35 protein-coding genes are annotated in these 24,339 nt (G+C 64.8%); 3 read left to right on the top strand and 32 right to left on the bottom strand.

Translation table 11 applies throughout. The annotated features are described in order from the left end of the window. Positions 1-4 precede the first annotated feature (4 nt). The 7 genes from RMP10_RS18220 to trpS all read right to left on the bottom strand — a co-directional run bounded on the left by RMP10_RS18220 (position 5) and on the right by trpS (position 7,278). The gene (locus RMP10_RS18220; RefSeq protein WP_310571545.1) at positions 5-1,033 is read right to left on the bottom strand and encodes a YpdA family putative bacillithiol disulfide reductase; all 1,029 of its coding nucleotides are present in this window, start codon (positions 1,031-1,033) and stop codon (positions 5-7) included. Next, positions 1,030-2,325 carry an adenylosuccinate synthase gene (locus tag RMP10_RS18215; RefSeq protein WP_309672772.1) on the bottom strand — a complete coding sequence of 432 codons (1,296 nt, stop codon included), beginning with the start codon at positions 2,323-2,325 and terminating at the stop codon, positions 1,030-1,032. The genes RMP10_RS18220 and RMP10_RS18215 overlap by 4 nt, the downstream gene beginning before the upstream one ends. Before the next feature lie 77 nt (positions 2,326-2,402). After that, entirely contained in the window at positions 2,403-2,906 is a 504-nt protein-coding gene (locus RMP10_RS18210) for a DUF456 domain-containing protein (protein ID WP_309672771.1), read from the bottom strand. A gap of 7 nt (positions 2,907-2,913) precedes the next feature. Beyond that, positions 2,914-3,813: a dihydrodipicolinate synthase family protein gene (locus tag RMP10_RS18205; protein ID WP_310571544.1), complete on the bottom strand. Its 900-nt coding sequence runs from the start codon at positions 3,811-3,813 to the stop codon at positions 2,914-2,916. 49 nt (positions 3,814-3,862) lie between these two features. Then, positions 3,863-5,173, bottom strand: coding sequence for a PilT/PilU family type 4a pilus ATPase (locus tag RMP10_RS18200; protein ID WP_309672769.1), 1,311 nt, complete (start codon positions 5,171-5,173; stop codon positions 3,863-3,865). Between the two features lie 42 nt (positions 5,174-5,215). Then, positions 5,216-6,274, bottom strand: coding sequence for a D-2-hydroxyacid dehydrogenase (locus RMP10_RS18195; protein ID WP_310571543.1), 1,059 nt, complete (start codon positions 6,272-6,274; stop codon positions 5,216-5,218). Next, a complete protein-coding gene (gene trpS / locus RMP10_RS18190; RefSeq protein WP_310571542.1) occupies positions 6,271-7,278 on the bottom strand; it encodes a tryptophan--tRNA ligase in 1,008 nt (335 codons plus the stop codon). Before trpS ends, RMP10_RS18195 begins: the two co-directional genes overlap by 4 nt. A gap of 50 nt (positions 7,279-7,328) precedes the next feature. On the opposite strand from trpS, the gene RMP10_RS18185 reads away from it, so the two are divergent. Genes RMP10_RS18185 through RMP10_RS18175 form a run of 3 tightly spaced genes read left to right on the top strand, consistent with a single transcriptional unit; the run spans position 7,329 to position 10,095 of the window. After that, positions 7,329-8,171 (top strand): inositol monophosphatase family protein, encoded by an 843-nt coding sequence (locus RMP10_RS18185; RefSeq protein ID WP_310571541.1) that lies wholly within the window; start codon positions 7,329-7,331, stop codon positions 8,169-8,171. A gap of 2 nt (positions 8,172-8,173) precedes the next feature. Beyond that, a complete protein-coding gene (ftcD, locus tag RMP10_RS18180; RefSeq protein WP_310571540.1) occupies positions 8,174-9,703 on the top strand; it encodes a glutamate formimidoyltransferase in 1,530 nt (509 codons plus the stop codon). After that, positions 9,700-10,095 carry a hypothetical protein gene (locus tag RMP10_RS18175; protein WP_310571539.1) on the top strand — a complete coding sequence of 132 codons (396 nt, stop codon included), beginning with the start codon at positions 9,700-9,702 and terminating at the stop codon, positions 10,093-10,095. The genes ftcD and RMP10_RS18175 overlap by 4 nt, the downstream gene beginning before the upstream one ends. On the opposite strand, the gene map is transcribed toward RMP10_RS18175, so the two are convergent. The 25 genes from map to tuf form a co-directional block, all read right to left on the bottom strand. Beyond that, entirely contained in the window at positions 10,096-10,878 is a 783-nt protein-coding gene (gene map / locus RMP10_RS18170; RefSeq protein ID WP_310571538.1) for a type I methionyl aminopeptidase, read from the bottom strand. Next, the gene (locus RMP10_RS18165; RefSeq protein WP_310571537.1) at positions 10,878-11,519 is read right to left on the bottom strand and encodes an adenylate kinase; all 642 of its coding nucleotides are present in this window, start codon (positions 11,517-11,519) and stop codon (positions 10,878-10,880) included. The genes map and RMP10_RS18165 overlap by 1 nt, the downstream gene beginning before the upstream one ends. Positions 11,520-11,527: 8 nt before the next feature. Further along, a complete protein-coding gene (gene secY, locus RMP10_RS18160; protein ID WP_309672761.1) occupies positions 11,528-12,874 on the bottom strand; it encodes a preprotein translocase subunit SecY in 1,347 nt (448 codons plus the stop codon). Positions 12,875-12,891: 17 nt separating this feature from the next. Then, positions 12,892-13,338, bottom strand: coding sequence for a 50S ribosomal protein L15 (rplO, locus tag RMP10_RS18155; RefSeq protein ID WP_310571596.1), 447 nt, complete (start codon positions 13,336-13,338; stop codon positions 12,892-12,894). Between the two features lie 39 nt (positions 13,339-13,377). Continuing rightward, positions 13,378-13,548: a 50S ribosomal protein L30 gene (gene rpmD, locus RMP10_RS18150; protein ID WP_269141406.1), complete on the bottom strand. Its 171-nt coding sequence runs from the start codon at positions 13,546-13,548 to the stop codon at positions 13,378-13,380. Between the two features lie 83 nt (positions 13,549-13,631). Next, positions 13,632-14,462 carry a 30S ribosomal protein S5 gene (rpsE, locus tag RMP10_RS23460; protein WP_206044683.1) on the bottom strand — a complete coding sequence of 277 codons (831 nt, stop codon included), beginning with the start codon at positions 14,460-14,462 and terminating at the stop codon, positions 13,632-13,634. A 2-nt stretch (positions 14,463-14,464) separates the two neighbouring features. After that, positions 14,465-14,821, bottom strand: a complete 357-nt coding sequence (gene rplR, locus RMP10_RS18140; protein ID WP_171225328.1) for a 50S ribosomal protein L18 — start codon at positions 14,819-14,821, stop codon at positions 14,465-14,467. Next, a complete protein-coding gene (gene rplF / locus RMP10_RS18135) occupies positions 14,821-15,360 on the bottom strand; it encodes a 50S ribosomal protein L6 (RefSeq protein WP_310571536.1) in 540 nt (179 codons plus the stop codon). Before rplF ends, rplR begins: the two co-directional genes overlap by 1 nt. A gap of 12 nt (positions 15,361-15,372) precedes the next feature. Beyond that, on the bottom strand, positions 15,373-15,774 hold the full coding sequence (rpsH, locus tag RMP10_RS18130) for a 30S ribosomal protein S8 (RefSeq protein ID WP_309669631.1): 402 nt from the start codon (positions 15,772-15,774) through the stop codon (positions 15,373-15,375). A 157-nt stretch (positions 15,775-15,931) separates the two neighbouring features. Beyond that, positions 15,932-16,237: a 30S ribosomal protein S14 gene (rpsN, locus tag RMP10_RS18125; protein ID WP_310571535.1), complete on the bottom strand. Its 306-nt coding sequence runs from the start codon at positions 16,235-16,237 to the stop codon at positions 15,932-15,934. A 15-nt stretch (positions 16,238-16,252) separates the two neighbouring features. After that, on the bottom strand, positions 16,253-16,840 hold the full coding sequence (rplE, locus tag RMP10_RS18120) for a 50S ribosomal protein L5 (protein WP_309672959.1): 588 nt from the start codon (positions 16,838-16,840) through the stop codon (positions 16,253-16,255). A 233-nt stretch (positions 16,841-17,073) separates the two neighbouring features. Continuing rightward, positions 17,074-17,394, bottom strand: a complete 321-nt coding sequence (gene rplX / locus RMP10_RS18115) for a 50S ribosomal protein L24 (RefSeq protein ID WP_171227626.1) — start codon at positions 17,392-17,394, stop codon at positions 17,074-17,076. Between the two features lie 85 nt (positions 17,395-17,479). After that, positions 17,480-17,848, bottom strand: a complete 369-nt coding sequence (gene rplN, locus RMP10_RS18110) for a 50S ribosomal protein L14 (protein WP_310571534.1) — start codon at positions 17,846-17,848, stop codon at positions 17,480-17,482. A gap of 13 nt (positions 17,849-17,861) precedes the next feature. Then, positions 17,862-18,158, bottom strand: a complete 297-nt coding sequence (gene rpsQ / locus RMP10_RS18105; RefSeq protein ID WP_345785825.1) for a 30S ribosomal protein S17 — start codon at positions 18,156-18,158, stop codon at positions 17,862-17,864. A 14-nt stretch (positions 18,159-18,172) separates the two neighbouring features. Then, a complete protein-coding gene (gene rpmC / locus RMP10_RS18100; protein WP_309672956.1) occupies positions 18,173-18,376 on the bottom strand; it encodes a 50S ribosomal protein L29 in 204 nt (67 codons plus the stop codon). Further along, positions 18,373-18,795, bottom strand: a complete 423-nt coding sequence (gene rplP, locus RMP10_RS18095) for a 50S ribosomal protein L16 (protein ID WP_171225334.1) — start codon at positions 18,793-18,795, stop codon at positions 18,373-18,375. Before rplP ends, rpmC begins: the two co-directional genes overlap by 4 nt. A gap of 11 nt (positions 18,796-18,806) precedes the next feature. Next, positions 18,807-19,466, bottom strand: coding sequence for a 30S ribosomal protein S3 (rpsC, locus tag RMP10_RS18090; protein WP_171225335.1), 660 nt, complete (start codon positions 19,464-19,466; stop codon positions 18,807-18,809). Next, complete coding sequence (rplV, locus tag RMP10_RS18085; protein ID WP_171225336.1) at positions 19,466-19,843, bottom strand: 50S ribosomal protein L22; 378 nt, start codon at positions 19,841-19,843, stop codon at positions 19,466-19,468. The genes rpsC and rplV overlap by 1 nt, the downstream gene beginning before the upstream one ends. Positions 19,844-19,846: 3 nt before the next feature. Continuing rightward, a complete protein-coding gene (rpsS, locus tag RMP10_RS18080; RefSeq protein ID WP_310571533.1) occupies positions 19,847-20,146 on the bottom strand; it encodes a 30S ribosomal protein S19 in 300 nt (99 codons plus the stop codon). Positions 20,147-20,170: 24 nt separating this feature from the next. Further along, positions 20,171-21,001: a 50S ribosomal protein L2 gene (gene rplB / locus RMP10_RS18075; RefSeq protein ID WP_309671964.1), complete on the bottom strand. Its 831-nt coding sequence runs from the start codon at positions 20,999-21,001 to the stop codon at positions 20,171-20,173. 5 nt (positions 21,002-21,006) lie between these two features. Next, a complete protein-coding gene (locus RMP10_RS18070) occupies positions 21,007-21,294 on the bottom strand; it encodes a 50S ribosomal protein L23 (RefSeq protein WP_171225339.1) in 288 nt (95 codons plus the stop codon). Positions 21,295-21,297: 3 nt separating this feature from the next. After that, positions 21,298-21,939, bottom strand: coding sequence for a 50S ribosomal protein L4 (rplD, locus tag RMP10_RS18065; RefSeq protein ID WP_309671963.1), 642 nt, complete (start codon positions 21,937-21,939; stop codon positions 21,298-21,300). A 2-nt stretch (positions 21,940-21,941) separates the two neighbouring features. Beyond that, positions 21,942-22,625, bottom strand: a complete 684-nt coding sequence (gene rplC, locus RMP10_RS18060; RefSeq protein WP_171225341.1) for a 50S ribosomal protein L3 — start codon at positions 22,623-22,625, stop codon at positions 21,942-21,944. A gap of 120 nt (positions 22,626-22,745) precedes the next feature. Continuing rightward, positions 22,746-23,054, bottom strand: a complete 309-nt coding sequence (rpsJ, locus tag RMP10_RS18055; protein ID WP_012682361.1) for a 30S ribosomal protein S10 — start codon at positions 23,052-23,054, stop codon at positions 22,746-22,748. Positions 23,055-23,133: 79 nt separating this feature from the next. Next, positions 23,134-24,333: an elongation factor Tu gene (tuf, locus tag RMP10_RS18050; RefSeq protein WP_309671962.1), complete on the bottom strand. Its 1,200-nt coding sequence runs from the start codon at positions 24,331-24,333 to the stop codon at positions 23,134-23,136. Positions 24,334-24,339: the final 6 nt, after the last annotated feature.

Genomic DNA, 24,339 nt, shown 5'->3' with positions numbered 1-24,339 from the left:
GAAGTCAGGAAAGGATATGCCGCACGATCGTGTCACCGTGATCGCGGCCGTTCTCGATGAAGATACGATTCGCCGAAAGCCCGGAGGCGATCACTCCCGCAAGGTAGACACCCGCCACCGGCGTGGCCATCGTGAGCGGGTTGTGCTGCGGGATGCCGCTGCCCGGTTCGATGGGCACACCCACCGCCTCCAGCAATCCCGTTTCCGGCAGATACCCCGTCATCGTGTACACCTGCGTGGCCGGAATGCGCACCTCGCCATCTGGCCCCGCCACCACCACCACGTCGGGCTCGATCGCCACCACGCGGCTCTCATAGTGCGCCTGGATGCTGCCCTCGTGAATACGCGCCTCGATTTCCGGACGCACCCACGGCTTCACCCCGTTATCGAGCGTCGCCCCCACGTGCACGATCGTGACGTGCGCGCCGGCCCGGTACATGTCGAGCGCAGCGTCCACCGCGGAATTGCCGCCGCCCACGATCACGACTGGCTCGCGCCACGCCGAGTGACCTTCCACGTAGCCGTGACGCACGTGCGGCAACGACTCGCCCGACACCTGCAGGAGATTCGGACGACCGAAATAGCCGGTCGCGATGATCACCGCATGGGCCGCCGTTTCCATCACCTCGCCGCTGCGCTTCACGCTGCGCAGCAGCCACTGCGCCGCGCGGGTAGGCACCGGTTCACCGGCCGGCGGGTCGAGACGCACCGGGCGCATCGATTCCACCGTTTCGTACTGCCGCACCGGCACGTCGTACATCGACGCCACGCCGCGGTAGTACGCCAGCGCATCACGACGCGTCGGCTTGTCGGTCGCCACCAGAAACGGCACCCCGCCGATGGCGATGCGTTCGGCCGTGCTGAAGAACGTCATGTACGTCGGATAGCTCGCGATGCCGTTCACGAGGCAACCGCGGTCGAACACCGCCACCGAGAGCCCACCGCGAATCGCCCCGATGGCGGCGGCCAGACCGCACGGCCCGGCCCCCACGATCGCCACATCCACGAACGTCGTCGCTGCCGCCGCGTTCATGCGACGACCGCGTGAACTCCAATGATCTGGTCGCGACGGGTACCGACGCTCACATACGCGATCGGCGTCTCGCACAGCTGCTCGAGACGATCGAGATAAGCACGCGCCGCGGCCGGCAGGTCTTCCAGCTTCCGCGCATCCTGCGTGGACTGGTGCCACCCCGGCATCGTCTCGTACACCGGCTCGGCGTGCTCCAGCAACTGGAGATCGGCCGGGAATTCCGTGTGCACCTCACCGTTGATGCGATAGCCCGTGCACACCAACAACTCGTCGAGCGTGTCCAGCACGTCGAGCTTGGTGATGGCCAGCGCCGTGAGACCGTTCACGCGCGCCGCGTAGCGCACCACGACACCATCGAACCAGCCGCAACGACGGGCACGGCCCGTGGTGGCGCCGAACTCATGACCAAGCGTGCGGACCTGTGTTTGCAGCGGCTCGGCAAACTCCGTCGGCAGCGGACCATGTCCCACGCGCGTCGTATACGCCTTCACCACGCCAAGCGCGCACTGCAACGACATCGGCGAAATGCCGACGCCCGTAGCCGCGCCACCCACCGTCGTGTTGCTCGACGTCACGAACGGATACGTGCCATGATCAATGTCGAGCATCGAACCCTGCGCGCCTTCCAGCAAAACCGCCGCTCCGCTCTTGATTGCGCGGTGCACGCACAGGCCCACGTCGTCGGCCAGGCCGAGCAAGCGCGGCGTCAGCGCATCGAGCGCGGCGATCGTCTCATCGACCGACGCGCGCAACTCGGAGCCCGAACGTTCGAGCTGCGCATTTGCCCGCTCCACGCCCGCCGTGACCAGCTCGCGCAGTCGGCCCGGATTCCGCAGGTCGAGCACGCGCACACCGCGGCGCGCCACCTTGTCTTCATAGGCAGGACCGATGCCGCGACCGGTCGTGCCGATCGCCTTGCTGGCCGCGCTCGCTTTGTCCACGAGCTTGTGGTACGGCATCACGAGATGGGCCCGCTCGCTGACGTACAGCCGCCCCTCCACGTCCACGCCGTCGGCAATCAGCTCGTCGACTTCCGTGAACAGCGTCTCCGGATCCATGACGACGCCATTGCCGATCGCACACCGCACCCCCGGGTGCAAAATGCCGCTCGGGATCTGGTGCAACACGAACGACTTGTCGCCGATATGCACCGTGTGACCGGCATTCGCACCGCCCTGATAGCGCACGACCCAATCGGCCTTCTCGGCGAGGACGTCCACCAGCTTGCCCTTCCCCTCGTCGCCCCACTGGGCACCCACTACCACCACCGTACGTGTCGTCGAATCGAACATGCGAATCCCTGGCTCCGGCGGCTCGGGGCCGCGCACAAAAAACGCCCCGCGGACAACCCGCGAGGCGTTGAGGGAATCTAGTTTCCGACCACCGCTGCCGCCATGACCCAGACGGCAACCACGACGCCGATTCCCACTTTCGCGGCCGCAGCGACCACTCGACCCACCAACGCCCCCGTGGCCACCCGTACCGGCGCGCCGCGCGCCGCGCGCGCCACTGAGAGCTCGGCCACCAGTGCCCCCAGGAAGGCGCCGGCGAATGCGCCAATGAGCGAACCCACCACGGGCACCGGAATGCCCACCAGGGCCCCCACCAGGCCGCCGATGACCGCTCCCCACGAGGCCCGGCGCGAGCCGCCGTACTTCCGGGTGTAGCGGGCCGATATGGTGAACTCGAGCACCTCCGCCGCCACGACCAGAGCACCCGCACCGGCCATCGTCCACACGCCGATGCCGCCCAGCGGCACCAGCACCCAGTGCAGGAGTGCCGCGCCCAGCATCACCCATAAGCCGGGCAATCCGAACGGAATCAGGATCACACCACCCGCGAGGGCCGCGCCAAGGAGTATCAGCGAAAGCATAGCCGACCTACGCTGACAGCAGCCCCGCTGTTTCGAGACGCGCCCGCACGATGGCGACTTCGTCGGCGTTCGCGGCCAGCAGCGGACTGCGCGGCGGTCCGCCATGCAGTCCCACCAGATCCAGTGCCGCCTTGATACCGGCCGGGCCCATCGCACCGGCAATGTCCGTCGCCAGCGGCGCCAGACGCGCCTGCAGCGCCGTCGCGCCGTCCACATCACCCGCGCGGAAGGCATTGACCATCTCACGGACCAGCGGACCGGCGTACAGCGCGATCGCCAGAATCGCCCCCGATGCACCCGCCGCCAACGCGGGGACCACCGTGGCGCCGCTGCCGGTCAGCACGCGGAAATTCGGTCCCTGCGATTCGAGATACTGCGTGAAGACCGGAATATTGCCCGCGCTGTCCTTCATGCCGATCACGTTCTCGTGCTGGGCCATCTCATGGACGAACGCCGGACTCAGCACCAGATGCGCATACGCCGGCATGTTGTACAGCAGCACCGGCAACGGACTCGCGTCGGCGACCGCACGGAAATGCGCCAGCAACGCCGGCTCCGTCATCCGCTTCAGAAAGTAGTGCGGTGAGATCACCAGCGCCGCCGAAGCGCCGGCGGCCTTCGCGTCGTGCGTGCGCGAAATCGTCTGTCGCGTGCTCTCGCTGCCGACACCGGCCAACAGCCACTTGTCGTCGGACAGACGCTCGCGCGCCCACACGAGCAACTGGCGACGATCGTCGTCATCCAGGAGGGCGGATTCGCCGCTCGAACCGGCGATGAGCACGCCATCGACGCCATGGCCGACATACGCATCGATGTTCGATTGGAACGCGGCGCGGTCGAGATCACCGGTCGCGGTAAAGCAGGACGCGGCGGGCACCATGAGCCCACCAAGGGGAGTGTTCGGCATTCGGAAAATCTAATCCGGTGCCCGCGCTCCCGTTTCCCGGCGTGCGGGATCAGCTCCCGAAGAGACTCTCGAAACCGCTGCCGAACACGGCGTCGTTCCCGAGCGGATTCGGACTCGATACCGCCGAATGACCACTCGGACTCGTCGCGATCGGCGGCATCGTCGGACCGGTGCCCAGCGGATTCACCCCGAGACCACTTGGCGTGGCGATCGTCCCCACGCCCTGCGTCACCGACTTCGTGCTCCCGGTAGGCCGCGACGCAATCCCACGCACGCCCGAGGGAGGTGACTGCCGATTCTTGCCCATGCGGAAACTCAGTTCGAAGTCGGCCGGGTTGGTCGCCGCCGCCTTCGCCACCTCGAACGTCACTTCGTTGCCGTTCACCAGCTCCGTGAGATGCTGATCGAACGTGCGCATGCCGTACTGCGCGCCATCGGCGATGTAGTCGCGGATCTCGACGATGTTGCCTTCGGCGATCAGATCGCGGATCGTCGACGTCACGATCATCACCTCACAGGCCAAGACGCGTCCCTGACCGTTCGCGCGGGGCAGCAGACGCTGCGACACCACCGCATGCAACGATTCGGCGAGACGCATGCGCACCACCGTCTGCTCATCGGGCGGGAACATCGCCACGATACGCATGATCGTGCTCTGCGCATCGGGCGTGTGCAGCGTCGAGATCAGCAGGTGACCGGTCTCGGCCGCCTTCATCGCGGTATCGATCGTTTCCGGGTCGCGCATTTCACCGATCAGGATCACATCGGGATCCTGGCGCAGTGCCGCCCGCAGTCCCATGCGGAAACTCTCGGTATCGATGCCCACTTCACGCTGCGTGACCGAGCTTCTCAGGTCGGCGTGGATGAACTCGATCGGATTTTCGAGCGTGAGAATGTGTTTCTCGTATGACGCATTGATCGCATTGACCAACGCGGCCATCGTGCTCGATTTGCCGGAACCGGTCACGCCGGTCACCAGTACCATGCCGCGCTCGGTGTGCGCGATCCGGTCGAGTACCGGCGGGAGCCTGAGCGACTGAAACGTCGGCACGTCCTCGGGGATCACGCGCATCACGATGGAATGCGCGGCCCGCTGCCGCATGATGTTCACACGGAACCGTCCGACGCCCGGCGAATGCCACGAGCAGTCATGGTCCTTCAGCGTATCGATCGTGGCGCGTTCGGCATCCGACATCATGAAATGCAACGCAATCGCGCGCGTCTGCTCGGCGGTGAGCGCCTGCTTCGTCAGCACCACGAGGCGGCCGTCGATGCGCGCACGCACCACGTCCCCCGCCTTGATGTGCACGTCGGACGCACCGCGTTCGACTGCCGCCTTGATGATTCGCTCGATCGCCACGATGCCTGCGTTGAAATCCGTCGGAAAGTGTGCGGCCCCCGATCAATAGCCCGCATCGAGGTCCACGACGTTGCGCAGCGGTGTGCCCGCCTGCCAACGCCGCCAGTTGTCTTCGAACAGCTCGAGCACCCGCCGCCAATGTTGCGGCGAGACGCCCGACACATGAGGGGTCACCAGCACCTGCGGATGCTGCCAGTAAGGATTGTCGACCGGTAGCGGCTCCGTGTTGAACACATCCAACACCGCGCCACGAACATGATTCCGGTTCAACGCATCCAGCAGCGCCTCGTCGGCAACCAGCGCGCCCCGCGCTACGTTGACGACGATTGCCCCGGCGGGGAGCAACGCGAGCCGACGGGCGTCCAACAAGGCCGCGCTCCCGCCGGTCAGGGGCGCCGCCAGCACCAGGACATCGGCGGTCGGCAGCTCCGTGTCGAGCGCATTCGGTCCCACGATCCGCGAAAAGCCCTCCGGCGCGCCGAGTTCAGGCCGGCGCCGGATCCCCACGCAGCGGCACCCCAACGCCGAAAACCGACGGGCCACCGCCGTGCCGATGCCGCCCGCCCCCACGATCAACACGCGTAACTCCGCCAGCTCACGCACGTCGGCGCGGTCGCCGCCGACGCGGTGAATGAACGGCAACTGATTCCACGTGGACGCGGCTTGTTGCCGTACCGCGAAGTCCAGGCCGCGCACGAAATGCAGCACCCCCGCCAGCACGGTATCCGCCATGGGCTCGCCGTACACGCCCGCGCTGTTCGTAAAGACGACGCCACTGGCGCGCAGCTCCGGCGTGACCGACGCGCCGACGCCCGCCGCGGCGCTATGCACCCAGCGCAGCTGCGGGGCGGATTGCAGCAACCCCGAGGGCACACCGTAGCCGAAGTAACCCTCGGCCTTCGCGGTCGCCGCCAGTGTCTCGACGCTGGCCATATTGCTGCCGCTGCCGATCGACTTCGACGGCGAGGCGATGTGCACCACCTCCCACCCAGCCGGCGCCGCCGCCGTGACGCGTTCGGCCGCCCACTGCGGCACCCGCATATGCGGCGACGTACTCTGCAGGTCCACCACCAACCGGCGGTGGCCGGCGTGCCCTGTCACGAGGTGGCGGCGGCGGGAATCGTGACCGCGTCAAGGCCCATGTAGCCGCGCACCTCGCGCATGGTTTCGCGCGCGATGCCGCGCGCCGTCTCGGCGCCAGCGGCCATCGCATCGAGCACGCGCTGCGGCTCGGCGTCCAGCGCTTCGGCACGACGACGGATCGGCGTGAGCTCCTGCACCATGCCTTCCTGCAACACCTTCTTGCAATCCATGCACCCCCATCCGGCGGTGCGGCACTGCACATCGACCTGCGCCACCGTCTCCGCACTGCTGAACGCCTTGTGCAGCTGGAAGATGTTGCACACTTCCGGGCGCCCGACATCGGTTTTGCGCACGCGCTGCGGATCGGTCATCGCCGGACGCAGCTTCGCCCAGATCTCATCGTCGGTTTCCATCAGGCCGATCGTGTTGCCCAGCGACTTCGACATCTTCGACTGCCCGTCGAGCCCCATGATACGGCGCGTCGGCGTGAGCAGCGGCTTCGGCTCGGGAAAGTACTCCTGCCCGAACTTCGCATTCCACTTCCGCGCGGTATCACGCGCCAGCTCGAGATGCTGGATCTGATCTTCACCGACGGGCACGGAATCGGCGCGATACAGCAGGATGTCCGCACTCTGCAGCACGGGATACATGAGCAAGCCGGCAGGAATACTCTCCACCTTCGACGACTTGTCCTTGAACTGCGTCTGCCTCTCGAGATCGCCCAGCGGCGTCAGCGTCGTGAAGATCCACGAGAGCTCGGTGTGCTCTGGCACGTCGCTCTGCATGAACAGCGCCGCCTTGGCAGGATCGATGCCGGCCGCCAGCAGCGACTTCGCCATACCCCAGCGCCGCGCGCGCAGCACGGCCGGATCGTAGGCGCCGGTGATAGCGTGATAATCGACGACACAGAACAGCGCGCCAGGATGGGTCTCCTGTAGTTGGACCCAATTCTTGACGGCACCGAGATAATTGCCGATGTGGAGTTCGCCCGAAGGCTGGATGCCGCTGAAGATGCGTGCCATCCTTCAAACGTACCCACCGTGATTTTCTCCAGCAACGCACCTCGCGCCGAATGACCTCCTCCGCACACCCGAAGCGCCAGGAATGGCGCGACGCCGCCATCGCCGCCGCCGACACGGCCGCGCGCTTCATCACGCACGAGGCGATGTCGCACCGCACCTTGGCCTGGGAGGAAAAGAGCGCAACGGACTTCGTGAGCCGGGTCGATGTCGGGGCCGAGGAGCGCATTCGCGACATGCTCACGGCGCGTATTCCCGGCATCCGGATCGTGGGCGAAGAGTTAAGCGCCGACGCGCGCCCCGATGAGGGACTGGTCGCAATCGTCGATCCCCTCGATGGCACCACGAACTTCCTGCACGGCTTCCCGAATTACGGCGTCTCGATTTGCATCGCGCTCGATGGGGCGCCGCAGGCCGGTATCGTGCACGATGTGGCTCGCGGTGGCGTCCTGCATGCAACCGCCGGAGACGGGGCCTTCCTGGATAGCCGTCGATTGAGGGTGTCTACGACAGTGACGCCTGCCCGCGCCCTCATCGGCACCGGCATCCCGTTCAAGGATGTCTCGCAGGCCGACCTCTACCTGCGTCAGCTGCGGCGCCTCATGCCGATCATCTCCGGGGTGCGCCGCGCCGGCTCGGCGGCGCTCGACCTCTCCGATGTGGCCCGCGGACGCTTCGATGGATTCTGGGAGCTCTTTCTGAACCCGTGGGACCTGGCGGCCGGCGTCCTGCTGGTGCGCGAAGCCGGAGGCCGCGTCACCGACCTCGAGGGACGCCACGCGCCGCTCACGGGTGGGCCAATCGTGGCCAGCAACGGTATTCTTCACGACTGGTTCCTTGGCATGCTCAACGAAGGTGAAGGCACCACCGCCGTTTCCGCCCCCGACCCCACCTGATCGTGTCTCTCGTCGAATGCGTTCCCAACTTCTCTGAAGGTCGCGACCCCGCGGTGATCGCCGCTATTCGCGACGCCATCGCGGGCACCCCCGGCGCACACGTGCTCGACGTGTCCAGCGATCCGTCGCATCACCGCACGGTGATCACCTTCATCGCATCGCTCGAGGCAGCCGTCCCGGCAGCCTTCGCCGCGATGCGGGTCGCGAAGGAGCGCATCGATCTCACCGCGCATCAGGGCGAGCATCCGCGCATCGGGGCCACCGACGTCGTGCCGTTCATTCCGCTCGAAGGCACGACCATGGAGCACTGCGTCGCCCTCGCCCGAGAGCTCGGGGCACGCGCGGCGACAGAGTTGGGCATTCCGGTCTATCTGTACGAACGCGCGGCGAGTACGCCTGCTCGCGAGAATCTCGCCGATGTGCGTCGCGGTGAATTCGAAGGGCTGCGTGAGGACATCCGCACCAATCCCGCGCGAACGCCCGACTTCGGGCCGAACGAACTCCATCCAACGGCCGGCGCCACGGCAATCGGCGCCCGTCCCTTTCTGGTGGCCTACAACGTCTATCTCGGCGACGCAAAGAATCTTCCCGTGGCCAAGGAAGTCGCGAAGGCGATCCGCGGGTCGTCGGGCGGCCTGCGCTATGTGAAGGGCCTCGGCATGGAGGTCGACGGGCAGGCGCAGGTCTCGATGAATCTGGTCGACACCGAGAAGACGCCGCTGCATCGCGTGTTCGAGATCGTGAAGACCGAAGCGGCCGCGCACGGCGTCTCGCCAACGTGGAGCGAGATTGTCGGTCTGGTTCCCGAGCGCGTACTGCTCGAAGCGGGCGCGCGACACGTGCAGCTGCGCGGCTTCTCCAAGGCCATGCTGCTGGAAACGAAAGTGCGCGAGGTCATCGCTGGCGGCGAGTCGGTTGAGACCTTCATGGCGCGCATCGCCGACGCGTCGCCCACGCCGGGGGGCGGGAGTGTGGCCGCGCATGTCGGCGCCCTGGGTGCGGCGCTTGCGCAAATGGTGGCTGGCCTCACGATCGGCAAGAAGAAGTACGCCGCCGTCGAAGACCAGATGAAGCAGCTGACCATCGACGCCTACACGCTGCGCCGCCAACTCTCGGAGCTGGTGCAGCGCGATGCCGATGCGTACGAGCGCGTGCGCACGGCGTACACGATGTCGAAGGAACCGGAGCACACCGTGGCGCGCGCCGACGCGATCCGCGACGCGCTGGTGTTCGCGTCGCGCGTGCCGCTTGAAACAGCGCATCTCGCCGTGAGGGTCGCGTCCATCGCGGCCACCGTCGCGGAGTTGGGGAACAGCAACGCCGTGACCGATGCCTGCGTTGCGGCGCTGATGGCTGAAGCGGCGTGCAAGGGCGCGGTGCTCAACGTGCGCATCAACGTGGCGTCGTTGGATGAGCAAGGTACGCCAACGGGTGCGCAGCTCGCCTCCGAGGCCCGCGCCTGTCTCGATGCGGCCTCGGTACACGCGCGCGTGGCGGAAGCCGCAGCCGAGCGCGCCATGGTACCAGTATGACCACGTGGCGGTTTGCTGTGCTGGTGGGGGCGGTGCTGTCCGTCGCCGCATGTGCACATGTGAAGCCTCGAACACCGGCGGGCGCCTCCGCCACGGCGTCGTCGCCCACCGCGTCGGCCTGTGCCACCGTCAATGGCGTGGGCAAACTCCGGCTCATGCTATCGCTGCAGCCCGCCGTGTCAGAAACGACAGAAGCGCTCGTTCGCCTCGAAAGCGAAACCGAGCGCTCCACGGTACGGGTGAATGCCATCCTCGGCACCACCTTCGAACTACGTCCGGGCAGCTACCGGCTTTCCATCTCGCTACCCGGCTACGACAACGCGGAGCGGACGGCGATCATCGACTGCGGTTCCGACAAGACACTCACGGTTCCGCTGGCCAGAAAGCGATAGCTAGCCGAGCGGCTGCGTCAGAATGCGCGGCCCGTGCTCGGTGATCGCCACGGTGTGTTCGAAGTGCGCCGAGCGCTTGGCGTCGGCCGTCACCACCGTCCACTTATCGCTGAGCGTTTTGGTCTTGGCCGTTCCCACGTTGACCATCGGCTCGATGGCGATCGTGAGCCCCACGCTGAGCTTTTTTCCGCGCTTCGGCTTGCCGTAGTTCGGGATCTGCAACTCTTCGTGCGGCGAGAACCCGACCCCATGCCCCACGAGTTCACGCACCACGGAGAATCCGGCCGCCTCCACTACCGCCTGCACCGCGGCACCAATGTCGCCCACGTGGTTCTCGGGCGTGGCCGCCGCGATGCCGGCATCGAGCGACCGCTTGGTGACGTCCAGCAGGCGCTGTGTCTGCTCGTCGATGGCCCCGACCGGCACCGTAATGGCGGAGTCGGTATACATGCCGTCGAGCTTGACGCCGAAATCGAGCTTCACGATGTCGCCATCGGTCAGCACGCGCTTTCGCGACGGGATGCCGTGCACGATTTCCTCGTTGATCGAGATGCAGGCACTGCCCGGGAATCCGTAGAGTCCCTTAAAGGCCGGCTCGGCACCGGCGTGCGAGCGGATGAACGCCTCGCACAGCGTGTCCAACTCACCCGTGCTGATGCCGGGTCGAACGTGGGCTTTCATGTGCTGCAGCGTGGCGTACAGCAGCGCGCCACCCCGCGCCATGATCTCGATCTCGCGCGGTGACTTGAGCAACGTGGCAGGAGCCGATCCGCCGATCGCCATTAGTACTCGAGCACGTGCAGGGCGCGAGCCTCGACTTCCTCGAGTGATCCGATGGCGTCGATGCGCACGACCCGGGGGCCATGCTCCTCGTACCAGTTGATTACCGGAGAGGTCTGATCGCGATAAACCTGCAGCCGCTTCCGCACCGCGTCCGGCTCGTCATCCTTGCGGCGTACGAGTGTACCGACCTTTCCGTCCGCTTCGCACGTTTCACCGGGCTCGCGCCCGAAAAACGGTCGCTGACACACGTCGCAGGTGGTCCGTCCGCTCAGGCGGCGCACTAATTCGTCTTCCGCGATATCGAACAGCAACACCGCATCGACCTTTCGGCCGAGATCCGAAAGCATGGCGGCGACACCATCAGCCTGCGGCGTGGTACGTACCACGCCGTCGAGGATCGCTCCCTTGGCTGCCGTTGGGGACGCCAGTGCTTCCTTCATGATCCCCATGATCACTTCATCGGGGACCAGATCGCCGCGATCCATGGCAGCCTTCGCTTCGAGCCCGAGCGGAGTGCCGTCACGTACCGCGGCGCGGAGTACATCGCCGGTGGCGATCTTAGGAACGTCAAGGCGAGCGGCAAGCCGCTCGCCTTGAGTCCCCTTGCCCGCACCCGGCGGTCCAAGCAGGACAATGATCATGATCTTCCTTAGAAGCCCTGAGTCGCCTGACGGCCGCGGAAGCGCACGCGCCCCTTCTTCATAAAGCCGTCATACTTGCGGAGCAGCAGGTGCTGCTGCATCTGCGCCATCGTATCCAGCGCCACACCAACCACGATCAGCAGCGACGTTCCGCCAAACGCGAACGGCACGTTGATCAAGCGCGCGATGACGATCGGCATCAGCGCAATGACCGTGAGGAAGATCGCGCCGGGGAGCGTGATCCGCTCCACCACCTGCTCGATGTATTCAGCCGTCTTGGCGCCAGGCTTGATGCCAGGCACGAAGCCGCCCTGCTTCTTCAGGTTCTCCGCCAGATCCACCGGATTGAAAATGATGGACGTGTAGAAGTACGTGAACAGCAGGATCAGCACGGCGGAGAGCACAAAGTACAACCACGGATTCGGTCCCTGCGGATTGAACATTTCCGCAATTTCCTGAGCCTTGGCGTTGCCGCTGAACTGCGCGATCGCCCCAGGAATCACGATCACCGACTGCGCGAAGATGATCGGCATCACGCCCGCCGTGTTGATACGGAGCGGGATGAAATTCCGGGCCGCTTCACGCTGCCGTCCACGCGCCATGGTGCGCTGCGGGATCTGAATGAGGACGCGACGCGCCGCCACCGTGATCGCCACCACACCGGCCACGACGCCGACCATCAGAATCGCCAGCACCACGAGCGAGAGCACCGGCAAGGCGCCCGTCGTCACGAAGTTGAACGACTGGAAGATCGACGGCCACATGCGTTCGACGATCGAGAAGAAAATGATCAGCGACGCCCCGTTGCCCAGACCACGTTCCGTGATCTGCTCACCCAGCCACATGACGAAGATCGCGCCCGTGGTGAGGAAGAGCATCATCTGCACCGTGAACCACGGCCCCGGACGCGACACCGCGGCCGGAAGCGACGCGGTGAACAGCGCAAACCCGTAGGCCTGAATCAGCGCCAGCACGACCGTGAGGTAACGCGTGTACTGCGTCAGCTTTTTCCGGCCTTCTTCATCCTTCTGCATCTTGTCCACGTTCGGCAACACGGCCCCGGCGATCTGGACGAAGATACTCGCCGAGATGTAGGGCATGATGCCGAGCGCGAACACGGTCGCGCGGGAAAGACCACCACCCACGAACATGTCGTAGAGGCCCAGAAGGCCACCGCCCTGCTGGCGGGTGAAGTAGTCGGTCAGCGCCTGGACATCGATACCGGGTGCCGTGATGTGCGCTCCGATTCGATAGATCACCATACACAGGAACGTGAAGGTGATCTTCTGCCAGAGCTCAGGCGTCCGATAGATGTTGGAGACGGCTTGCGCCGCCGGATTGGGTTGCTGCGCCATGCGCTGGGTTATCTCCGTCAGCCGTCGATGCGGCCACCGGCCGCTTCGATCTTCACCTTGGCACCGGCGCTGATCTTCACGCCGCGTACCGTGAACGCGCGGGGCACTTCACCGTTGTTGAGCAGCTTCGCCGGGCCATGGCCCGAACGAATGAGCCCAGCCGCGACGAGCGTCTCCACCGTCACTTCGTCCCCGGCGACGCCGGTCAGCGAGTCGAGGCGCACGACCTGCGCCTCCTCACGGAACGGATTCGTGAAACCGCGCTTCGGGATACGACGTGTGATCGGCATCTGGCCGCCTTCGAAGTGCGGCTTGCCGCCACCAGGACCGCCATGGCCGGACCGCGCCATGGAGCCCTTGTGACCCTTACCGGACGTCTTGCCCAGGCCGGAGCCCGGACCGCGACCCACGCGACGACGGCCGCGGTGCGAACCCGGCGCCGGCTGCAGGTTGTGCAGGCCGATCTTCTCGACGCCTTCGGCGCCTGAATTGGAAGCCATGTGTTACTCCTCCACCGCCGTCACCAACACGAGGTGACGAACCTGCTTGAGCTGGCCGCGCAGCGAGGCGGAATCCTGCTGCACGACGCTGGCCTGATGATGACGAAGGCCGAGCGCTTCAAGCGTCCGACGCATCCGCCACGAATGGCCGATCGCGCTGCGGACCTGCTTGATATGAAGCTTGCCGGTTCCCGGTGCTTCGAGCTTCGGGGTCTTCGCCGGACCCTTCGACGGATGCCATACAAACGTACGGGGCATTATGCCACCTCCGCGGCGTTAGGCGAGGCGCCAACCACGGCGGCCTTGCGAGCATCATGCGTCTCAGTGCGCGACTTGGCGCGCGACCGGTACCCGATCGCCGACACGTCGACACCACGTTCCTTGGCGGCCTGTTCGACCGTGATCAGGTGCGTCAGGCCGTCGAGCGCCGCCAGCACCATGTTGTGCGGATTGGTGGAACCCAGCGACTTCGTGAGAATGTCGTGGATACCGGCGCACTCGAGCACGGCGCGCACGGCACCACCAGCAATCACACCAGCACCCGGCGCGGCGGGCTTCATGAGCACCTTCCCGGCGCCATGCTTGCCGACCACTTCGTGCGGGATCGTCGAGCCCGTGAGCGGAATCTGCACCATCTTGCGACGGGCGGCTTCCACGGCCTTACGGACCGCTTCCGACACTTCGTTCGCCTTACCGGTGGCAAAGCCGACCTTGCCCTGCCCGTCGCCCACCGCGACCAGCGCGTTGAACGAGAACCGACGACCACCCTTCACGACCTTCGCGACGCGGTTGATCGCGATCACGTTTTCTACGAGATCGCTCTGCTCGCGTTCCTGCGACGGACCACGGCCACCATCGCGGCCACGGCCATCACGGCCCGCGCCCGGTCCACCTTCGCCACCGGGGCCACGGCCACGGCCACCCGGAGCGCCACCACCAGGACCGCCGCGACCGCCACCAGGGCCGCCACGACCGCCGCCCGGCCCACCACGACCGCCGCCCGGGCCACCACGGCCACGACCGCCAGGTCCACCACCACTGCGGGCGCTGCCACCAGGCGCGCCACCGGTTCCTGCTGCGTTAGCCATGATCAGAACTCCAGGCCGCCCTCTCGGGCGCCATCTGCCACGGCCTTCACGCGGCCGTGATACTGGTAACCGGCACGGTCGAAGACGACCTTCGCAATGCCGGCCGCCTTCGCCTTCTCAGCAACCTGCTTGCCGACGGCGAGTGCACGCTCCGACTTCGTGCCGTTCATCCCTTCGTCGCCAACGGTCATCAGCGTGCGCTGCGTGACGTCGTCCACGATCTGGGCGTAGATGTGCTTCAGCGAACGGAACACCACGAGACGCGGACGCTCCGCGGACCCGCTCACTGCCTTGCGCACGCGCAGGTGACGGCGCTTACGCCGCTCTGCGTTCGTACGCGGGATCGCGATCTTGGCCATTACTTGCCTCCCGCCTTACCGGCCTTACGCCGGATGACTTCACCCTGATACTTCACGCCCTTGCCCTTGTATGGCTCGGGCTTGCGGAAGCTGCGAATCTCGGCGGCACTCTGTCCGACAAGCTCCTTGCTCGCGCCTTCGATGACGACGAGCGTCGGCGTCGTGGCGGTGATCTTCACGCCTTCCGGCGCCTTGTACTCGATCTGGTGCGAGTAGCCGAGCGACAAGAGCGCGCCGTACGGCTTGATCTCGGCCTTGTAGCCGACACCGGTGATCTCGAGGACCTTCTTGAAGCCCGTCGTCACCCCTTCCACCATGTTCGCCACGAGCGTGCGCGTCAGACCATGCAGCGCCTTGTGGCGCTCTTCATCGGTCGGACGCTTCACGAGCAGTTCACTGCCCTCGTGCGAAATGATCATGTCCGCGGGGAGCACACGGGAAAGCTCACCCTTCGGACCCTTCACACTGATCTTTGACCCGTCGATCGCCACCGTGACCCCGGCCGGAACCGGGATGGGGCGCTTGCCGATACGTGACATCGTTGCGTCTCCTTACCAGACGAAGGCGAGCAGCTCGCCCCCGGTATTCGAGGAGCGCGCTTCACGGTCGGACATGATGCCCTTCGACGTGCTGAGGATCGCCATGCCGAGGCCGTTACGGACTCGCGGGATCTCCTGCGCACCAACGTATTTGCGAAGGCCGGGCGTGGACACGCGCTTCGTCTGTCGGATCACCGACTGTCCGCCGTGCGCGTACTTGAGGATCACCCGAAGCAACGGCTTCCCGTCTTCGTTCTCGACGGTGCGGTAATCCTGGATGAAGTTGCTCTCCTTCAAGATCCGCGCGATCTCGATCTTCATCTTTGACAACGGCATGTCGACGCGGCGGTGCTTGGACGCACACGCGTTGCGAATGCGCGTCAGCATGTCGGCAATAGGGTCGTTGAGGCTCATGCTCTCTGAGTTCTCCTAGGGTATCCGCCGGCCGCGCCGGGGACCTGTAGGAAGTGAATAGAAAAATCAGTGACAGGTGCAGCCTTTCAAGGTAGTGGGTTGAGGCTCAGCCACAACTCACCACGTGAAGTCTGTACCTGCGACCGATCGGATCCTGCTACCAGCTCGCCTTGCGGACGCCGGGAATGAGGCCGTTCAGGGCCATGTCACGGAGCGCGATGCGGCTGAGGCCGAAGTGGCGGAGAAACGCACGCGGGCGGCCGCTCATGTTGCAGCGGTTGCGCACGCGGGTGGCCGATGAATCACGCGGCAGCTTATGCAGCGCGTTCACGGCGGCCAGCTTCTCTTCGCCGGTGCTCTTCGGATTCTGGATGATGGCCTTGAGGGCAGCGCGCTTGGTGGCGTATCGAGACACCAATTCCTTGCGCTGCGCGTTGCGGGCCAGCTTACTCGTCTTTGCCATGTCGTTGTGTCCGGATTAGGCGGCGGCCGCGGAGGCCGCCGGCTGCGCCACCTTGGGAATGACCGGCTTGTCGTCGCCGCGGAACGGCATGCCCAGCTGATGCAGGAGCGCCATTGCGTGCGCATCCTTCTCGGCCGTCGTCACGAACGTGATGTCCATGCCGTGGATCTGCTCCACCATGTCGTAGTTGATCTCCGGGAAGATCATCTGCTCCTTGATGCCGATCGTGTAGTTGCCACGACCGTCGAACGACTTCGTGCCGAGGCCGCGGAAGTCGCGGATACGCGGGACAGAGACCGTCACGAACCGGTCGAGGAACTCCCACATCTTCGCGCCACGGAGCGTCACCGACGCGCCGATCTCCTGGCCTTCACGCAGGCCGAAGTTCGAGATCGACTTCTTCGCCTTGCGACGCACCGGCTTCTGACCCGTGATCAGCGCCAACTCCTCGACGACCACGTCGAGCAGCTTCGGCTGCTTCACGGCTTCACCGACACCGCAGTTCACCACGATCTTCGACAGCGACGGAATCTGATGTCCGTTCGTGAAGCCGAACTGCGTGGCCAGGGCCGCGCGGACGACGTTCACGTAATGGGCCTGCAGACGCGGCGCCGCTACCGGCAAGCCCGCACCCGCGTGGTCGCGCTTGGTGAAGTCGATGGCCTGACGCGGCTGACCAGCCTTGCCCGCCTTCCCGCCCTTCCCCTTCGCGGCCGCGCCGCCACCCTTGGCTCCGGCTCCGCCCTTCGCGGCGCCCTTGCCAGCTGCCTTACCACCTGCCTTCGCGCCGGCCTTTCCGCCGGCCTTTTCCTTGGTCGCCATATGCTATGCTCCGGTCAGCGCGCGCGGGGAATGACTTCACCGCTCTTGACGCCGACGCGCTCCTTCGTACCGTCGGTGTCGATGCGCTTCTTCGTGCGCGTCGGCTTGCCGGTCTTCGAATCGAGCAACATCGCGTTCGACGCGTGGAAGGGCGCGGCCATCTCGATGATGCCGCTCGTCTCTTCCGCTGTACGCGCCTTGCGGTGCTTCTTCACGATGTTGATGCCTTCCACCTTGATACGGCCCGTCTTGGGGTACACCTGAAGGACCTTCCCTTCCTTCCCCTTGTCGTCGCCGCGCATGATGCGGACGGTATCACCCTTCGTGACGTGGATGACCTCACGCGACGCCTTCAGCGCGTGGCGGCCAGCGCCGAGGCGCTGTCCACGGTCCGTCTTGTAGTACACGTTCTTACGCATCTCAGAGCACCTCAGGCGCCAGCGACACAATCTTCATGTACCGCTTCTCGCGCAGTTCACGCGCCACGGGACCGAAGATACGGGTCGCCTTGGGCTCCCCGTTGTCGTTGATGATGACGACCGCATTCTCATCGAAACGGATGTAGCTGCCGTCCTTGCGACGCGTTTCCTTGACCGTGCGCACCACCACGGCCTTGGCCACGTCGGACTTCTTCACGGCGCCGTTCGGGAGCGCATCCTTTACCGCGACGATGACCCGGTCACCCAGGCCCGCATAGCGACGGCGCGTGCCGCCCAGCACACGGATCACCAGGGCACGCTTGGCGCCACTGTTGTCCGCCACCTTTACGACCGATTCCTGCTGAATCATGGTTTAGTTCCCCTTAACGCGCGCGTTCGACGATCTCGACCACGCGCCACCGCTTGTCCTTCGACAAGGGCCGGGTCTCCATGATACGGACCAAGTCGCCAAGCTTCGCCGAGTTCTCCTCGTCGTGCGCTTTCAGCTTCCGCGTCCGTGTCACCATCTTGCCATACTGGGGGTGGGGCATCCGTCGGTCGATGCGCACCACCACCGTCTTGTCCATCTTATCGCTCACCACCAGGCCCGTACGCACCTTGCGCGCGGTCCGGTCGGAGGCGCCATGCTGCGTGGCGCTCGCGTTGTTCATCTCAGCCATCGATCGGATTCCGGTTAGCGGCCACGGGTCGCGAGCTGACGCTCGCGCTGCACCGTCTTGAGGCGCGCAATGTCCCTGCGGATGCTGCGCAACCGCAGCGGCTCTTCCAGCGCTTCGGTGCCGCTCCGGAACTTGAGGCGGAAACGCTCCTCCTCAAGTTCGGCGATACGGGCCACCAGGTCGTTTTCCGCGAGCGCGCGGATCTCTTCACTCTTCATTCGGTCACCGCCTCCTCACGGGCAACAAACTTGGTCTTCACGCCGAGCTTCGCGGCGGCCAGGCCCATTGCCGTTTCGGCAAGTTCCCGCGTCACGCCTTCGATCTCGAACATCACTCGGCCCGGCTTCACCACCGCCACCCACATTTCGGGCGATCCCTTGCCCTTACCCATGCGCGTTTCGGCCGGCTTCTTCGTGATCGGCTTGTCCGGGAAAATCCGGATCCACACCTTACCGCCACGCTTGATGTGACGCGTCATCGCGACGCGGCACGCTTCGATCTGACGGCTCGTGACCCATGCCGGCTCCAGCGCCTGCAAACCAAAGGTGCCGAACGACACCTCCGATCCACGGTGCGCGAGCCCAGTCATGCGGCCCTTGAACATCTTGCGGAACTTGACCCGCTTCGGACTCAGCATCTCTTAGTTCCTCAGTTGCCGGTCGAGTAGGTCTTGCCGCGACGATCTTCCACGATCTCACCCTTGAAGATCCACACCTTGACACCGATGGTGCCGTACGTGGTCTTCGCCGTGCTCGTGGCGTAATCGATGTCGGCGCGCAGTGTATGAAGGGGCACCCGGCCTTCCATGTACCCTTCCGTTCGCGCGATTTCGGCACCGCCAAGACGGCCACCGGCCTTCACCTTGATACCAAGGGCGCCCATCCGCATCGCGCTCTGCACCGCGCGCTTCATCGCGCGACGGAACGAGATACGCTGAGAGAGCTGCGCCGCAATGTTGTCGGCCACCAGCTGCGCCTCGACTTCCGGACGCTTGATCTCTTCGACGTTGATGCCGACTTCCTTGCCCGTGAGCTGTGCGAGCTCATCACGCAGCTTGTCGACTTCCGCGCCCTTCTTGCCGATCACCACGCCCGGACGACCGGTGTGAATCGTGACCACGACCTTGCCCGGCTTGCGCTCGATCGTCACGTCCGAAATGGCCGCATTCTCGAGACGAGCCTTCAGGTACTTGCGGAGCAGCGCGTCTTCCTTGAGCAGCGCCGGCATCTCTTTCTTCGCGTACCAGGTCGAGCGCCAGTTCTTCGTGACACCGAGGCGGAACCCGATCGGATTAGTCTTTTGTCCCATTAGCGCACCGCCTCCGCCACGATGATCTCGATGTGGCTCGTCCGCTTGGCAATTGGCGTCGCACGACCCATGGCCGCCGGCATCCAACGCTTCAGCTTCGGACCCTCGTTCACGATAGCCTTCGTGATCACCAGCGCGTCGACATCCAGCGACGTGTTGGCAGCACGGGCTGCCTGCTCTGCGTTCGCAACGGCGCTGGCCAGCGTCTTCTCGATCTGCTTGGCCGCACCCTTCTTCGAGAACTTGAGAATCGCCAACGCGTCGTTCACACGCTGACCGCGGATCTGGTCGATCACCAGCCGCATCTTGTACGGAGACTGACGCGCCGTGCGCTGAATCGCGCGCGCTTCAGTGCCGGTCTTCAAAGCCTTGGCCATGGATTACTTGCCTCCCTTGCCAGCGGGCTTCTTGGCGTCGGTCTTCTGTCCCGCGTGACCGCGGAACAGACGCGTCGGCGAGAATTCACCGAGCTTATGACCGACCATGTTTTCCGTCACGTACACCGGGATGAACTTGTTCCCGTTGTGCACCGCGAACGTGTGGCCGACGAACTCCGGGAGAATCGTGCTCGCCCGAGACCACGTCTTGACCACCTTCTTCTCGCTGCGGCCGTTCATGGCGATCACCTTAGCTTCGAGGCGCTCAGCGACGAACGGACCCTTCTTAATGCTTCTGGACATATAGGTTCTCGATTCGCCTGGCGGTTACTGCGTCGCCCGGCCGCGCTTGCGGCCGCGCACGATGAGACGCGTTGAAGCCTTCTTCTTATTGCGCGTCTTGACGCCCTCGGGCTTGCCCCACGGGCTGACCACGTTCCGGCCGCCACGCGTACGTCCACCGTGCGGGTGATCCACCGGGTTCATCACTTCACCACGGACCTTCGGACGCTTGCCCAGCCAGCGGCTCTTACCCGCCTTGCCGTGCGACTGCAGCTCATGCTCCGAGTTGCCGACTTCGCCGATCGTCGCGGTGCAGTTGCCGTGCACCAGGCGCATTTCGGTGCTGCCCATACGGAGCGTCACATACTCGCCTTCCTTCGCCACGACCTGGGCGAAGGCGCCGGCCGAGCGCGCCATCTGGCCGCCCTTGCCGATCTTGAGCTCGATATTGTGCACCTGCGTACCGAGCGGCACTTCCTTCAGGGGCATCGCGTTGCCGACACGGAAATCGCTTCCCGGGCCCGCCACGATCGTGTCACCCTGCTTGAGTCCCTTCGGGTGCAGGATGTAGCGCTTCTCGCCGTCCGTGTACTCGACCAGCGCGATGCGCGCCGAGCGATTCGGATCGTACTCGATTTCCTTCACAACCGCCGGCATGCCGTGCTTGTTGCGCTTGAAATCGATGAGGCGGTACATCCGCTTGTGTCCACCGCCGATGCGACGCATGGAGATGTGACCGTGATTGTCGCGGCCACCCGACTTCTTGAGAGGCTCGACCAGCGACTTCTCGGGCGTCGAACGCGTGATCTCGGCGAAATCCGACACCGAGCGGAAGCGTGAACCCTTGCTGACCGGCTTGAACTGACGAATACCCATGCGAATCAGCCCTCGAAGATCGCGATGGTGTCGCCGTCACGCAGCTTCACAATCGCCTTCTTGGTATGTGGACGGCGACCGATCGACTGGCCGACGCGACGCGACTTGCCACGCGCATTCGACGTCCAGACACCAGTCACCTTCACGCCGAACAGCTGCTCGACGGCCGCCTTGATGGAATACTTATTGGCGTCGGGCGCCACTTCGAACGTGTACTCGCCACGATCCTGGTACGCAGCCGAGCTGCGTTCCGTGATGATCGGGCGCATGATGGTGCGATGAATAGTCGCCATCGGTTACGCCTCCGCCGAAGTCTGGGTAAGTGCCGACGACTCGATCACGACGACGTCCGACCACAGGATGTGATAGGTGTTCACATCGCTGAACGGCATCACGTGGGCGTGCGCCACGTTGCGGGCGCTCAAGTACACGTTCGGCTTCACGCCGTCCGTGAGGAGCAGCACCTTCTTCCCGGCCACGCCAAGCGACTCGAACAAGCTGAGCACCGACTTCGTCTTGGGCGCGCTGAAGTTGAGCGCGTCCACCAGCATGACCGCGTTCTCGCGGGCCCGCGCATTCAGCGCGCTCTTGCGCGCCAAGGCACGAACCTGCTTCGGCACGATCTGCGTGTACTTGCGCGGGATCGGACCGAACACCGTACCACCGCCCGGCCAGTTCGGTGCGCGAATGGAGCCCTGACGAGCCCGACCCGTGCCCTTCTGTTTCCACGGCTTCTGGTTACCGCCGGTGACTTCACCGCGCGTCTTGGTCTTGGCCGTGCCCTGGCGACGGTTGGCGAGGAACGCCTTCACCGCCTGGTGCATGACCGGCACATTGACCGTGCCGTCGAACATGCCTTCGGGCAGCTGGCGGGTACCGCCCTGCTTGCCCTGCGCCGAGAAGACAGGCGCCTGAAAGGTCTGAGTTTCCGTGGTCATGATCAGCTCTGCTTCCGCACGAAGACGATGCCGTTCGTCGGCCCCGCCACGCTGCCGCGCAGATAAATGAGGTTGCGCTCAGCATCGATCTTCTCGATGCGAATACCGATGGCCGTGTGACGGACGTTGCCGTACTGGCCCGGCATCTTCTTGCCCTTGATAACGCGCGACGGATCCGTGCCCGCGCCGATCGAGCCGGGCTTGCGGTGCTTGGTGTTTCCGTGCGTGTTCGGTCCGCCGTGGAAGCCATAACGCTTCACGACGCCCTGGAATCCACGGCCCTTCGACGTGCCTTCGACCTTGACCTTTTCGCCAGGCGCGAAGATACCGACCGTGATCGTATCGCCCACCGTGTACGTCGGAGCCTCGGCGTTCTTGCCCGGGGCGTCGTCGAGACGGAAGCTGCGGAGTACGGTCGGCGGGGCGTCAAGCCCGGCCTTCTTCGCATGTCCGACTTCCGCCTGCGTCGCGCGACGTCCGCGCGGCGTGCGCTCACCCTTCTTATTCTCTCGCGCGAGCTTCTGCGCGCCGTATCCGAGCTCCACCGCGGCAAACCCCGCCTTCTCCTGCGTCATCACCTTCACGACGGGATTGGGCGTGGCCTCCACCACGGTGCAGGGCACTTGCTGCCCCTGCTCGTTAAACAGCTGGGTCATCCCCAGCTTCTTGCCGATAATGCCGATCATGAAAAGTCTACTCCGTACGAGTCGCGGGGGATCAGGCGATCCACACCGTTGGACTGAGGAGGACAACGCCCTATGCGATGCCCTCTGTACTCACCCTGCACCTGCCACCTGCTCCTGCTCCTACTCGACCTTGATTTCGACGTCGACACCAGCCGGGAGATCGAGCTTCGTCAGCGCGTCTACCGTACCAGCACGTGAATCGAGAATGTCGATCACGCGCTTGTGCGTCTTCAGTTCAAACTGCTCGCGCGACTTCTTGTCCACGTGCGGCGAGCGAAGCACCGTCCAACGCTGCGTCTTCGTGGGAAGAGGAATCGGTCCCGACACCGAGGCGCCCGTCTTTTCAGCGGTGCGAACGATATCGGCCGACGCCTGGTCGATCACGGCGTGGTCAAAAGCCTTGAGGCGAATACGAATGCGGCCAGCCATCTGAATTCCTGGTAGAGAATCACCCGGTACACAGTGGCCGATTCATACGAACCGGCCACTGCCTACCCGATGGTTCTGATTAGGCGAGGATCTTGGTGACGACGCCGGCGCCGACCGTACGACCACCCTCACGGATGGCGAAGCGAATCGCCTCTTCCATCGCGATCGGGATGATCAACTCGATCGTCATCTGGATGTTGTCGCCCGGCATCACCATCTCCATCCCTTCGGGAAGCTCGATGGTGCCCGTCACGTCCGTCGTGCGGAAGTAGAACTGCGGACGGTAACCCTTGAAGAACGGCGTGTGGCGGCCACCCTCTTCCTTCGTGAGGACGTACACCTCGGCCAGGAACTTCGTGTGCGGCTTGATCGAGTTCGGCTTGGCCAACACCATACCGCGCTCGATTTCCTTCTTGTCGATGCCGCGGAGGAGGAGACCGACGTTGTCACCGGCCTGTCCTTCGTCCAGCAGCTTGCGGAACATTTCGACGCCGGTGACGATCGTCTTGCGCTCGCTGTTGTAGCCGACGACCTGCACTTCTTCGCCGACCTTCACGATGCCGCGCTCGATACGTCCCGTCGCCACCGTACCACGACCCGTGATCGAGAACACGTCTTCGACCGGGAGGAGGAACGGCTTGTCCACTTCACGCATCGGCTGCGGGATGTAGTTGTCCAGCGCCTCGAACAGCTTCATGAACTCGGCCACCCACTTCGGGTCGCCGTTGATCGCGTTGATGGCCGAGCCACGAATCACCGGGGCGTCGTCACCGGGATAGTTGTACTTCGAGAGCAGCTCCCGGACTTCGAGCTCGACGAGGTCGAGAAGCTCTTCGTCTTCGACGAGGTCGCACTTGTTCAGGAACACCAACACCGAAGGCACGTTCACCTGGCGAGCCAGGAGAATATGCTCGCGCGTCTGCGGCATCGGACCGTCAACGGCGGACACGACCAGGATCGCGCCGTCCATCTGCGCCGCACCCGTGATCATGTTCTTCACGTAGTCGGCGTGGCCCGGACAGTCGACGTGCGCGTAGTGACGGTTCACCGTCTCGTACTCGACGTGCGACGTGGCGATGGTCATGATCTTCGTGGAGTCGCGACGGCCCTGCGACTCGGACGCCTTGGCGACTTCGTCATACGGGATGTACTTCGTGCCGTAGGTTTCCGCCGAGATCTTCGTGAGAGCAGCCGTCGTCGTCGTCTTGCCGTGGTCGACGTGGCCGATCGTTCCCACGTTCACGTGCGGCTTGTTCCGCTCGAACTTTGCCTTGCCCATGGTTCG

This window comes from Gemmatimonas sp. (genome assembly GCF_031426495.1).
In the GTDB taxonomy this organism is placed as follows: Bacteria; Gemmatimonadota; Gemmatimonadetes; order Gemmatimonadales; family Gemmatimonadaceae; genus Gemmatimonas.
Note: the sequence above shows the minus strand (reverse complement) of the source record. Positions and strands in the feature narration are given on the sequence as shown.